We start from the raw sequence: 12,205 nt of genomic DNA, 5'->3' as shown, positions 1-12,205 counted from the left end.
TCGAAAGTAGTCAATTATTAGAAATTAGGGGAATTAGTTATTGATATTCCCGTAAGTTTTTTGCTTGTAAGACGCACGAATCAATTCAGTACGGCGAGCGATAGATGGTTTTTCGAAAGCAGATCTTCTACGCAATTCTTTAACTACACCCGTCTTCTCGAATTTCTTTTTGAATCGCTTTAATGCTTTGTCTATTGACTCGTTTTCTTTGATTGAAATTATTAACATGTACGTAATGATTTTTAAAATGTCCGCAAATATAACTCTTTGTTTTTTTACTTGCAAACCTTAGCTCAAGATTTTAACACATTTATTCGGGTTCAAAATGCTGTTTTTTAGCTAAATTTGTATTTCATTTTAATTATAGATATGTCAGAATTTAAACGAACTACAGTCACTGCCGCGTTAATTTATGCCAATGGGCCCATTCATATTGGTCATTTGGCAGGATGTTACTTACCTGCAGATATTTATGTTCGTTTTTTACGACTTCAAAATAAGGATGTCATTTTTGTTTCAGGTACGGATGAACATGGGGTACCAATCACCATCAAGGCTCAGAAAGAAGGAAAAACTCCACAAGAAGTAGTTGATTATTACTACAAAGAAATTAAACAATCATTTGAGGAATTTGGGATTTCTTTTGATATCTACGGAAGAACTTCTGATCCTGTGCACCATAAACTGTCTCAAGAATTCTTTTTGAAATTATACCAAGAGGGTAAATTTATTGAAGAAGTAACAGAGCAATTTTACGATGAAGAAGCGGGTCAGTTTCTTGCTGATCGCTACATCGTAGGGGAGTGCCCTAGCTGTCACCAGCCGGGGGCCTATGGGGATCAATGTGAAAAATGTGGTACCACATTATCTCCCAATGAATTAATCAACCCAAAATCTACCTTAAGTGGTTCTGCTCCTTCTTTACGTCCGACCAAAAACTGGTTTTTGCCTTTAGATCAATGGCAACCTGAATTAGAAAAATATGTGGCTTCGCATCCTGAGTGGAAATCCAATGTATCGGGCCAAGTGAAATCTTGGTTAAATGATGGATTAAAGCCGCGTGCCATGACCCGAGATTTAACTTGGGGGGTACCCGTACCGATTGAGGGCAACGAGGGTAAGGTTTTGTATGTCTGGTTTGACGCTCCGATCGGCTATATTTCCATGACTAGCCAATTAAGGCCAGATTGGGAGAAATATTGGAAGGATAAGGACAGTAGGATTGTTCATTTTATTGGTAAAGATAATATTGTATTTCATTGCTTGATTTTCCCTGCGATGTGCATGGCACATGGAGATTATCAGCTTGCTGATCAAGTTCCTGCCAATGAATTCATGAATTTAGAGGGTGATAAGATTTCGACCTCAAGGAATTGGGCAGTTTGGTTGCATGAGTACTTAAAAGAATTCCCAGGTAAGCAAGATGTTTTGCGTTATGCCTTAACAGCCTCAAGCCCAGAAACTAAAGATGCTGATTTCACTTGGGCTGATTTTCAGACCAAGAATAATTCTGAGTTGGTAGCAATTCTAGGCAATTTTGTCAATCGAGCATTTGTGCTTTTAGATAAAAACTTCGAATCCAAGGTCCCAACTAAATTGGAGGATAGCCCTTTGGAAATTGAACTCAAGAAAGCTTTAAGTGAAATTCCAGATAAATTAGCTGCAGCATTAGAAGGATATAAATTTAGAGATGCTTTGGTATACGCTATGGAAGTTGCCAGGTTAGGTAATAAATACTTAGCTGAGGCTGAACCATGGAAGCTGATGAAAGAAAATCCTGAAAAGGCTGGTCATGTTTTAAACTATGCCATACAGTTAGTCTCTCATGTCAGCATAGCCTTAGAGCCATTTTTACCATTTACAACTCAAAAATTACGCAATGCTTTAGGGATAGCGAAGGCTGATTGGGCACTTTTGGGTGATTTTGAGAGTATTCCGGTAGGTACTAGCTTGAAAAATCCGGGCTTATTGTTCGAAAAATTAGAGGATGATGTCATCCAAAAGCAAGTAGAAAAGTTGCAACAAAGCAAACAGCAGATCTTACTTCAATCAAAACAGCCAAATCCGATTAAGGATACCGTCGATTTTGAGAGTTTTGCCAAAATGGATATTCGAATTGGTCAGGTGATTGCGGCAGAAAAAATGGAGAAAAGTAAGAAGTTGCTCAAATTGACGGTTGATGATGGTTTACGTCAAAGAACTATTTTAAGTGGAATTGCGGAGCATTTTGATGTTGATCAAGTAGTTGGAAGAAAGGTTACCTTCTTGGCCAACTTGGCTCCTCGAAAAATGATGGGCTTGGAAAGTGAGGGGATGATTCTAATGGCAGAGGGGCAGGATGGAAAATTATCATTTATTGAACCGGATTCCAGCATTTGGAATGGTGCTTCAGTGAGTTAAAAATGGCCATTTTGGGCATAAAAATAAGGTCAGAAGATGCTTCTGGCCTTATTTATTTAACCTCTAAACCTATTTAACTATGAAAATTTATACAAATATATAGGATTTCTTAGAATAATATAAGATTAATGCAAAAAAAAATATTGTATCATTTAGATTAAATAAAAAAGGTGTCGTTATGAACAACACCTTTTTTTATTACCTCTAAACCTATTTAACTATGAAAACTACTTACAATCTAATTTTTAAATACAACAATCAACTCTGGGTTTTGTTCGAATTCTAAATCTAATTTAGAATCAATCACAGGTTCTTGGCCTAAAATAGCCCAGATGGTATTGATGGCTTTCGCCGATTTGTTAATCTCTTTCATCCAGTTTAACGATTTTTCATCCGAGAAATTTTGCGCTTGGCGCGAAATCGTTTGAATTGTTTGGTTAAACGTGATTTTATCTTGCTTGCTCGCATTTAAGTATTCTGCCTTACCGCTTTGGTAATCTTCTAATATAGAGATAGTTAAGCTAGCCGCAGATGGCTTAGTTGCGTTGTTATCTTTCTTTATAAAATTCTGAATTACTTCAGATAAAGTTTCTTTTTTGATAGACAAATTACTTGTCGACGTTTCGTTGTTACGATTTGTACCGCTTGCTTTTGTTTCCGCTCCGATTATGCTTAGTCCAACTAAACAGCTAATCACTAATAAATTCTTTTTCATAAGTTTTGTTATATTTATTTCCTAAATCAACAATACAAAATTATTGTATTTTTTCGATATAGCAAAACTTGAATTTAGACAATTTGCATTACAAAAATTCTAAATATTTGTTAAAACGAATCAAAAACAGAATTTATTTGATATTTTTAGATTTAAAACAAAATAATATTTGGTATAACTTATGTATACTTTTTGATAATTCTAATTTAAAAATTTAGGAATAATTCAAAAATTCTTTAAAAAATACAATTACTGATTGTATTTATTCATTGTTTGTTGGATGCCTTCCAGGCAAAATGTTTCGATGAAGGGGATAGACCTCTCAAGGACCTCTGGAATTAGTCCTAATTCTTCTTCGGAAAAGTTACTTAGTACATATTCAGCTTGGCGACCTTTAGGAAAATTGTCGCCAATTCCCATTCTTAATCTGGGGTATTCGCTACTTTGTAGTGTTGCTTCTATACTTTTTAATCCATTATGTCCTCCGCTAGAGCCTTTTGGTTTTAAACGCAGCGTTTCAAAGGGTAATGCCAAGTCATCTACTAGTATAAGGACATTTTCTTTGGGAACTTTCAGATGCTGCATCCAATAGTTTACAGCCTTACCACTCAGATTCATATAAGTCGTTGGCTTAATGAGGTGAATTTGATGCCCCTTAAGTTTATAAGAACATTGGCTGGCGTATCTATCTGGATTAAATTTTAAATCCTTTTGTTTGGCTAAAAAATCCAAAGCCATAAATCCGATATTGTGGCGTGTAAATAAATATTCGGGGCCTATATTGCCTAATCCTACAATTAGATAATTCATACATCAATTTTTGACAAAAGTACATGCAAATTTTTTAGAAGACAGCTTTGGACTTAACTTAGTATAAAAAATTGATATGAATAAAATTGCTTGTATAACAGGAGCCAGCTCAGGAATAGGTTTTGCAACATCAAAAGCATTAGCTGCCTTGGGATTTCATTTAATTCTATGTGGTAGACGTAGAGATCGATTAGAAGAATTACAGGAATTGATACAAGTACCTAGTATTATTTTGACTTTTGATGTACGTCATTGGGAGGAGGTAGAACAAGCCTTTACTCATTTACCTGCAGCATGGAAAAATATCGATGTCTTGATAAATAATGCAGGCAATGCGCATGGTCTTGCTCCTATACAAGATGGGGCTTTAGAGGACTGGGATGCCATGATGCATGGAAATGTTAATGGCTTGCTTTACGTTTCTAAAATGGTTATTCCTGAAATGATTCGAAGGGAACAAGGTCATATCATCAATATCTCCTCCATTGCTGGGAAACAAACCTATGCCAATGGTAATGTTTATTGCGCCTCAAAAGCGGCAGTGGAAGCTTTGTCGCAAGGTATGCGCATTGATTTAAATCCTTTTCGCATTAAAGTGTCTAATATAGCTCCTGGAGCCGTTAATACGGAGTTTTCAGCTGTTCGATTTAAAGGAGATATTCTACGTGCTGATTCAGTTTATCAAGGTTTTACTCCTTTGGTAGCTGAGGATATAGCTGATTTAATTGCTTATATGGTTTCATGCCCAGCTCATGTGAATTTGGCGGACGTCACGATTTTACCTTCAGCACAGGCCTCGGCTACTCAAATTAAGAAGGATTTATAAATTAGTCGAGCCTTTGGCGTAGCGCTTCGTAAATGATAACGCCTGCGGCTACTGATACATTCAGGGAACCAACTTGCCCAGTTTGAGGAATGGCGGCTAATTCATCTGACTTACGTATAATCTCATCCGATATTCCATCTTCTTCTGACCCAAGAACTATGGCAGTGGGTTCTTTGAAGTCTTTGGAATAAACCGAATCTTTGGTTTTCTCAGTACATGCTACCACTTTAAGTCCTGCATTTTGCAAGTATTCGATGGTACTGATAAGGTTTTCTTCCCGACAAACAGGAAGAAAGTTTAATGCGCCGGATGAGGTTTTCATGGCATCTGCATTAATCTGAGCAGCTCCACGAGAAGGAATCACAATGGCATGTACACCTGCACATTCGGCGGTACGTGCAATAGCTCCAAAATTTCTTACGTCAGTAATTCGATCTAAAATTAGAATTAAAGGAGTTTGACCTTTTTCAAAAGTATCTGCAATGATATTATCAATTTTAGCATAATGAATGGCAGAAACGAAAGCAATAGCACCTTGATGGTTCTTGCGCGTAATGCGATTCAATTTTTCAATGGGTACTTTTTGGACCTGTATGCCTCTCTCTTTGGCTAATTCAAGGATTTCGATATTTCCTAATTCCCTTTGAACCAATAAACGATCAATTTCTTTTCCCGCACGCAGGGTCTCTAATACTGATTGTATTCCAAATACAAATTCTTTGTTATCTGTTTTTGGGGTGGTAAAATGCCTAAATGGCTTTTTAAAAGGCTTGGGATCTTGATCGAATGACACGTTGAATAGCTATAATGTTCCTCAAAGGTCGGGATTTTTTTTCATTTTTCTTTAAAATCCTTCTTCAGGCCTAAATCATGCGCCGAAAGGTTAGGTTGATTCTTAGGTCTTTTACTTTTTTTGATTTTGCTAAAGCATGTTTCCAATGCTCTTGAATGACCCCTTGCATATTGATTAATTGGCCATTTTTTAAATCTACACTAATTTTTTCTCCACTTTTCTGATGTTTTAAGTCAAACCGTCTTTGACTTCCTAAACTTAAGGAGGCAATACTAGAATGAGGAACAATGGATTTTTCATTATCAGAATGCCAACCCATGCCTTCATTACCATCATGGTATAAATTTAATAAACAGGCATTGTAGCTTGAAAGGCAAATTGCTTCCACTTGATTCTTAATTTCCGAAAGGAGGGGAGTCCAGGTTTGGGCTTGCTTTTGACTGCCTGAATAAGCATAGGATTTCCCCTCATCTCCATACCAGGCTGCCTTGCGGGAAGTAATGTGAGTTTTTCCAAAAATATGCACTTGATCATGCTCCCAAGCTATAGTATGCAGTAGTTCTTCTAAAATTAAGTTCGCTCGTTCCTCTGGAAAGATGATTCCGTAGGAATAAAGTTCCCCATCATAAGGAAGTAAATTTTGGCTAGTTTTTAATAATGGCATCAAGCAACTAAACTAATAAAAAAATCCTGACTCCCAATAGGGAGCCAGGATTTAAACATTTGCCCGAGAATAGATCAGATGATTGGCATATTGTATGGTTAGGTATTGTTTTCATTTAAATGGAGGTACTTTTTGATGTTTTCAACATAGACCTTAAAAGCATTCGTACCTATTTCTGTTATACTCACAATGGTTAATGGATAGTTATTTTTAAATGTTTTTTCAATTTGAATATATCCTGCTTCATGTAGTTTCTTTAATTGATGACTTAAATTTCCTTGGGTTGTTTTAGTTTCTTTTAATAAATCATTGAAATGAGCATGTTTCACTGTTAGTAATATTGACATCACCGCTAGGCGGACGGGAGAGCTTAATATGGGGTCTAAATCTTTAAACATGAGGAGAAAATAGGTTCGGCACAACATTCCCTATCACCATGCAAGCACCATTTAGAAGTAATTGTTCATGAAAAGGGAGATACAAACAATAAATAGCACCTAGTCCAAAAATTAAACCACAAAAGATGAATAAGCGGTTTTTCATTAAAAACCCAGAAATGCTAGTTCCAATACCCACGCAAACTAGGATATTAGGAAATGGACTTGTTTGATTAAAAAGAGAGATATAAAGGGAAATGCCAATGGCAATGTATAGGGTAAACCACATCGTTAATACAAAATGGTTATAATAGCTTAGGGTATTTTTTTTACCAGCATAGCCCCAAATAACACTTAAAACAAGACCAATGCTCGGAAATAAAACCCATGGGTAATACCATGGAATAGTCAAAATGTCTTGTAAGATGGCGTATTGGGTGAAGCTCGCAACGGCAATCAAGATACCCCAAAGCACATAGAATTTTCGTTGAATGTGGTAATCGTGGCGTGTAGATGATACTACCTTTTGTATAATGGCCAGACTTTCATGGGGGGCTAGTATGTTTTTTGACATGTTTTAGCGGTTTATTGTTTGCAATATTAATGTAGTTTGTAATACAAACCAAATTATTTAGAAAAAAATATTTATTTGAATATTCCTACCTTTGTAATCAAATTCATGATTATGTATAAAACTACTGAAATAGCCTCTTCTGAAATTGCTTCGGATAATCCGATTCACCAACGTCTTTTATTTCCTTATTTGCATGTAAGCCAATTAGTTTCTGGTGATGTTTTAGAAATTGGGTGTGGTACTGGTAGGGGCGTAGGAGTACTTGCTCCACAAGTAAGTAATTATACAGGGGTAGATAAGAATACGGAGTTAATGCAAGAGTTAAGTCAAAAATATCCTTCATTTACGTTTATTGACATGTTTTTGCCCCCATTGAAAGATTTACCTTCAAATCATTATGATTTTGTGGTGACCTTTCAAGTAATTGAGCATATCGAAAATGATGATTTCTTTCTTCAAGAAGCTGCTCGTGTGTTAAAACCAGGAGGGAAATTATATTTAACCACGGTGAATAAGAAATTTTCATTAACCCGTAATCCATGGCATGTGAGGGAATATGATGCTATCGGCCTTCAAAAGTTGATGGAAAAACATTTTTCAACGGTTGTAACAGAAGGTATACACGGAAATTCTAAAGTGATGGATTATTATGAGGAGAATAAGAAATCGGTACAAAAAATTACGCGATTTGATATATTGAACCTTCAATACAAATTACCAAGAACTTGGTTACAAGTTCCATATGATATTGCTAATCGTATGAGTCGTTTGATTGTTTCTAAAGCGAATAATCAATTGGTGGATTCCATTCAGGTCGATGATTATTCCTTAAATCAAACTCCGGATACCTCTTTTGATTTCTTCTACACGGGCATAAAATAATAGCATGGAATTCATTGATCCCGCCATAGATGCCTATTCTAGGTCTTTTACTGAGCCTGAAAGTGATTTATTGAAGCGTTTGGATCGAGAAACCCATGCTCAAGTATTACAGCCTCGCATGTTATCTGGTCATTTGCAAGGTCGTTTTTTGGCGCTCATTTCCTCCTTAATACAACCTAAATTAATACTTGAAATTGGTACTTATACGGGTTATTCAGCACTATGCTTAGCTGAAGGATTGGTGCCATCTGGAAAATTAATAACCTTGGATATCAATGAAGAGCTGGAACGATTTACTCGCTCTTTTTTCGAACAATCACCGCTTGGCTCTCAAATTGATTACCGAATTGTTGATGCTAAAGATGAAATTCCTAGGATAGAGGATGAAATTGATTTAGTGTTTATAGATGCCGACAAGCGAAATTATGCACTTTATTTTGACCTAGTAATAAATAAAGTACGAAAAGGTGGGCTTATTATCGTCGATAATGTGCTTTGGAGTGGAAAAGTAGTGGATGAATCAGCAAAAGATAAATCAACCCAAGCCTTGCGGGATTTTAATCAAAAGTGTTTAGAGGATCCTAGAGTAGAGAATCTACTTTTGCCTTTACGCGATGGATTGTTGATTTTAAAGAAGAAGGACTAAGGCTGGACTTTCAATTTTTGCCCAACTTGAATGTTAGGGTTTTTGCCTAATTTATTCCATTCAATAAGTTTTTGTACACTTATTCCATATTGTGAAGCTATTCTAAACAAGGTTTCTCCTGCCTTCACTTGGTGGATACTTGGGCTTTTAGAAAGTGCTGGGGCTTCAACGGAAGCATTTACCTTCTCAGCTCTTTTTTTAGGTGCTTCTTCTTGCACCTTTATGTCCTCTTTTATTTCTTTATCTGGAGCATCTGAACGTATTGTAATTTCTCTGCTGACAGCTGGGTCTATATAAACTGAATTACTTGTGCTTTTTATATTTACTTTAGGCTCTTCTGCTACGGTCTCTTCTATTTTTTCTTTGACTTCTTTAACCTGAGCCGGCGATTTTTTTGCTTTTTCATCCAATTGCTCGGCAATTAATTCCAGCATGGGTATTTTCCTTAATACTTTGATTTTTTGGCCTAAGCTTATCATTGCGCTCATTTCTAAGCCATTTAGTTTTAATAAGTCAGGCAATTTCATGTCATATTTTCGAGCAATGGAGCTTAAACTTTCCCCTGATTCTACGCTGTGCCATCTCGTTTCTACTTTATCACTCAAAATAGGCTTATGTTTCTTTTTAGGGTACAGTGCCTCTTGAGGCACCTCAGCTTCCACGTAAAGTTTGTTGGTGTCACTGGAAGCGATGAGCGCTGAACTTTGTGCAGCAAGACTAACAATACTCTTTGATTCAAATATGGATACATTGGAGGGGTGATATAAGGTATATTCTTTATCATCTGGAACCCAATCCTTTAATACCCAAGAATTATATTTTTTTAAATCATCATAACTGACTTTCCATTCATCTGATAACTCCATCAGGTTTTTACCTTTTACTTGTTTGTAGGTAACCATGCTGGGAGTAGAGGTGGCTGTGGTGTCTTGTGAGTTTAATTGTAATTCGGTTTCCCAAAAATGTTTGTAGGCTAGAAATCGCAATACATACCAATCTGTACTTGAATCGACTTCAATCAATGATTTTCCTAACCAGTCTGTCGCCAGGGGCATTTTTTTTAAAGTTCCCAAGCCCAAACGATAAGAAAGTAAGGTGCTTAGCCAGTTATCTAAAACGGTATTATTTCTAGTTAAATAATTGACAGCTCCTCTGGTGGCTTCCATGATGTGGCGTCTTTCATCCACTTCTTTATTTACTTTTAAACCTACGTCTTTGGCTGTTTCTAATTTAAATTGCCAATAGCCCACGGCATTGGAGCTTGAAACTGCATTGGGATTCAATGCACTCTCTTGTACACATAAGTATTTAAATTCGTCTGGGATATTACCATCTTTTAAGATAGGTTCAATGATGGGAAAAAATAGCCTCATTTTTTCTTTCATCATACCTACATATTTCTTGTTGGCCCCCAACATAGCCCATTCTTTTTCTAAAATAGGTTTAGCGGAAGGATGAATAGCTACGCGCAAATTACCAAGACTTAAGGTATCTGGACGAAGGCTTGCTTGAAGGGAAAAATTGTAGCTGCTTACAAACAACAAAAAAAGAAATACTAGCTTTTTTTGATTCATAAAAGATATGTTAATAAAGCTATGAAGGCTTTTGAAGTCTATTTTATTGTAAAATTACCAAATATTCTCATTTAACGGTTTTAAAATAGGATTATTGCTAATTGTCCAATTGTTTCAAGAGCTTGGGAATATCTTTACCTTTGTAAAAAATAGGAAATAATGATATTGATTGATGATACTGTAATTAGTGAGGATGTAGCGGATGAGTTTTTTGTATGTGATTTGAGTAAATGTAAAGGGGCTTGTTGTGTTGAAGGAGATTTGGGTGCACCTTTGGAGGAAGAAGAATTGGCCATTATTGAAAATATACAAGAGCAAATTGCTCCTTATTTATCGGAAGAGGGTAAGGCGGTAATTCAACAAGTAGGAACCTGGGTAAAAGATGAGGATGGTGATTTTTCTACTCCGGTAATTGAAGGAAGAGAATGTGTTTATGCCATTTATGATGATAAAAAATACCTAAAGTGTGGTATTGAGCAAGCGTATTTTGACGGCAAAATTGATTTCAGAAAGCCTATTTCTTGTCATTTATACCCGATTCGCATTGCTAAATTAGCGGAATATCAAGCTTTAAATTATGACCGCTGGTCGATTTGTTCCGATGCTTGCTCCCATGGGAAGCAATTAGGAGTACCTATCTATAAATTTCTAAAAGAACCTTTGATTCGGAAGTTTGGCGAGAAATGGTACAATGAGCTAGAAAAAGAAATTGAAGAAAGAAAAGAACTATAAGTAGGTTTTCTATTCGTTGTTTTAGCGCGCTACATGCTAGCGCATCAACCAGTGTTTTCCATGGCTGCCAATCTGAATTCTTTTGAGGCTATTTATCAAGTAGTACAGCTGATACCAAGAGGTAAAGTAACTTCCTATGGAGCTATTGCCGCCTATTTAGGCATGAAAGGGGGAGCACGCATGGTGGGTTGGGCGATGAATGCCTCTCATACATTGGAGGATGTTCCAGCCCATCGAGTGGTGAATCGAAATGGATTGTTGACGGGTAAAAATTTCTTTGGAGGGAATCGAATGAAGGAGCTTCTTGAAGCTGAAGGAATTCAGGTCATTGATGATAAAATAGTTGAATTTCCCCAGCATTTTTGGGATCCAGGGGTCGAATTATAAGGCAAATTTCTAGATTAAAAATTAATCAATTTGACTTAAGAATTTCTTGCCCCCTAACATGCGCATTTGTCGCTGTATTGTGTTGGTCCTTCTTTGTACATAATTGGAAGGATTTTGGATAGAAAAACGGATCGGATTCGGTAATACTGCTGCTATTCTTGCGGCCTCGGCACGACTTACTTCAGAAGAAGAATGTCCGTAATATTTACGGCAAGCAGCTTCTACTCCAAATGTCATTTTTCCCGTTTCTGCCACATTGAGGTACACTTCTAGTATTCTTTTTTTGCCCCAAATTATCTCAATCATAAAGGTAAAATATGCCTCTAGACCTTTTCTGAGGTAACTTCGACCTTGCCATAAAAAAACGTTTTTAGCTACTTGTTGGGAAATTGTACTTGCTCCTTTGATGCGTTTTCCCTTCATATTATGACGCATTGCACCCCACATGGCTTCAAAATCAAATCCTTTATGCTCAGGGAAAAGTTGATCTTCAGAAGCAATAACAGCCAGGGCACAGTTTTTATCAATTTCTGAATATGAAGTCCAATTTGAATATATTTTGCTTGGATTTCCTTCAAAAATGGCGTCTATTTTTCGACTTGCCATGGTAGGCGTGAAGTATATGGGAAGGAATTTCAATAAAATAATCATCACCAAAGAGGCAATCCAGGCATAAAAAACAAACCAGGAGAACTTAATCAAATATTTTTTGAAAATATTGGTCGACGAAGTCTTTGGGCTAGAATTTACTTTTCCGAATTTAGACGATTTGGTAGCTAGGCGCGTTTCTTTCGTAAAGTCAATTCTTTTTGCCATTGAGATGTC

15 protein-coding genes are annotated in these 12,205 nt (G+C 36.5%); 6 read left to right on the top strand and 9 right to left on the bottom strand.

Annotated features, from left to right (window positions below):
* Positions 1-33: 33 nt before the first annotated feature.
* Positions 34-228 carry a 30S ribosomal protein S21 gene (gene rpsU / locus ACST15_RS02585; RefSeq protein ID WP_109323208.1) on the bottom strand — a complete coding sequence of 65 codons (195 nt, stop codon included), beginning with the start codon at positions 226-228 and terminating at the stop codon, positions 34-36.
* Positions 229-369: 141 nt separating this feature from the next.
* Here rpsU and metG point away from each other — a divergent pair, with 141 nt between their 5' ends.
* Positions 370-2,400, top strand: coding sequence for a methionine--tRNA ligase (gene metG / locus ACST15_RS02580; RefSeq protein ID WP_459453083.1), 2,031 nt, complete (start codon positions 370-372; stop codon positions 2,398-2,400).
* A gap of 238 nt (positions 2,401-2,638) precedes the next feature.
* On the opposite strand, the gene ACST15_RS02575 is transcribed toward metG, so the two are convergent.
* Complete coding sequence (locus ACST15_RS02575; RefSeq protein ID WP_459453082.1) at positions 2,639-3,115, bottom strand: hypothetical protein; 477 nt, start codon at positions 3,113-3,115, stop codon at positions 2,639-2,641.
* Between the two features lie 249 nt (positions 3,116-3,364).
* The gene (gene pth / locus ACST15_RS02570; protein ID WP_459453081.1) at positions 3,365-3,925 is read right to left on the bottom strand and encodes an aminoacyl-tRNA hydrolase; all 561 of its coding nucleotides are present in this window, start codon (positions 3,923-3,925) and stop codon (positions 3,365-3,367) included.
* Between the two features lie 76 nt (positions 3,926-4,001).
* On the opposite strand from pth, the gene ACST15_RS02565 reads away from it, so the two are divergent.
* A complete protein-coding gene (locus ACST15_RS02565; RefSeq protein ID WP_459453080.1) occupies positions 4,002-4,751 on the top strand; it encodes an SDR family NAD(P)-dependent oxidoreductase in 750 nt (249 codons plus the stop codon).
* Between the two features lies 1 nt (position 4,752).
* On the opposite strand, the gene rlmB is transcribed toward ACST15_RS02565, so the two are convergent.
* The 4 genes from rlmB to ACST15_RS02545 all read right to left on the bottom strand — a co-directional run bounded on the left by rlmB (position 4,753) and on the right by ACST15_RS02545 (position 7,159).
* Positions 4,753-5,544 carry a 23S rRNA (guanosine(2251)-2'-O)-methyltransferase RlmB gene (rlmB, locus tag ACST15_RS02560; protein WP_459453079.1) on the bottom strand — a complete coding sequence of 264 codons (792 nt, stop codon included), beginning with the start codon at positions 5,542-5,544 and terminating at the stop codon, positions 4,753-4,755.
* A 70-nt stretch (positions 5,545-5,614) separates the two neighbouring features.
* Positions 5,615-6,208 carry an alpha-ketoglutarate-dependent dioxygenase AlkB family protein gene (locus ACST15_RS02555; protein ID WP_459453078.1) on the bottom strand — a complete coding sequence of 198 codons (594 nt, stop codon included), beginning with the start codon at positions 6,206-6,208 and terminating at the stop codon, positions 5,615-5,617.
* Positions 6,209-6,306: 98 nt separating this feature from the next.
* Positions 6,307-6,606, bottom strand: a complete 300-nt coding sequence (locus ACST15_RS02550) for a winged helix-turn-helix domain-containing protein (protein WP_459453077.1) — start codon at positions 6,604-6,606, stop codon at positions 6,307-6,309.
* Positions 6,599-7,159 (bottom strand): hypothetical protein, encoded by a 561-nt coding sequence (locus ACST15_RS02545; RefSeq protein ID WP_459453076.1) that lies wholly within the window; start codon positions 7,157-7,159, stop codon positions 6,599-6,601. The genes ACST15_RS02550 and ACST15_RS02545 overlap by 8 nt, the downstream gene beginning before the upstream one ends.
* A 111-nt stretch (positions 7,160-7,270) precedes the next feature.
* Between ACST15_RS02545 and ACST15_RS02540 the strand changes: the two genes are divergently transcribed.
* Both ACST15_RS02540 and ACST15_RS02535 read left to right on the top strand, forming a co-directional pair.
* The gene (locus tag ACST15_RS02540; RefSeq protein WP_459453075.1) at positions 7,271-8,041 is read left to right on the top strand and encodes a class I SAM-dependent methyltransferase; all 771 of its coding nucleotides are present in this window, start codon (positions 7,271-7,273) and stop codon (positions 8,039-8,041) included.
* 4 nt (positions 8,042-8,045) lie between these two features.
* Positions 8,046-8,687, top strand: a complete 642-nt coding sequence (locus tag ACST15_RS02535) for an O-methyltransferase (protein ID WP_459453074.1) — start codon at positions 8,046-8,048, stop codon at positions 8,685-8,687.
* On the opposite strand, the gene ACST15_RS02530 is transcribed toward ACST15_RS02535, so the two are convergent.
* A complete protein-coding gene (locus ACST15_RS02530) occupies positions 8,684-10,261 on the bottom strand; it encodes a LysM peptidoglycan-binding domain-containing protein (RefSeq protein WP_459453073.1) in 1,578 nt (525 codons plus the stop codon). The two genes, ACST15_RS02535 and ACST15_RS02530, sit on opposite strands and share 4 nt — an antisense overlap.
* A gap of 159 nt (positions 10,262-10,420) precedes the next feature.
* On the opposite strand from ACST15_RS02530, the gene ACST15_RS02525 reads away from it, so the two are divergent.
* Positions 10,421-10,993 (top strand): DUF3109 family protein, encoded by a 573-nt coding sequence (locus tag ACST15_RS02525; protein ID WP_459453072.1) that lies wholly within the window; start codon positions 10,421-10,423, stop codon positions 10,991-10,993.
* A 60-nt stretch (positions 10,994-11,053) separates the two neighbouring features.
* A complete protein-coding gene (locus ACST15_RS02520) occupies positions 11,054-11,380 on the top strand; it encodes an MGMT family protein (RefSeq protein WP_459453071.1) in 327 nt (108 codons plus the stop codon).
* Between the two features lie 21 nt (positions 11,381-11,401).
* On the opposite strand, the gene mtgA is transcribed toward ACST15_RS02520, so the two are convergent.
* Entirely contained in the window at positions 11,402-12,196 is a 795-nt protein-coding gene (mtgA, locus tag ACST15_RS02515; RefSeq protein ID WP_459453070.1) for a monofunctional biosynthetic peptidoglycan transglycosylase, read from the bottom strand.
* Positions 12,197-12,205 lie beyond the last annotated feature (9 nt).

It is taken from the genome of Aquirufa sp. Wall-65K1 (assembly GCF_054558475.1).
Note: the sequence above shows the minus strand (reverse complement) of the source record. Positions and strands in the feature narration are given on the sequence as shown.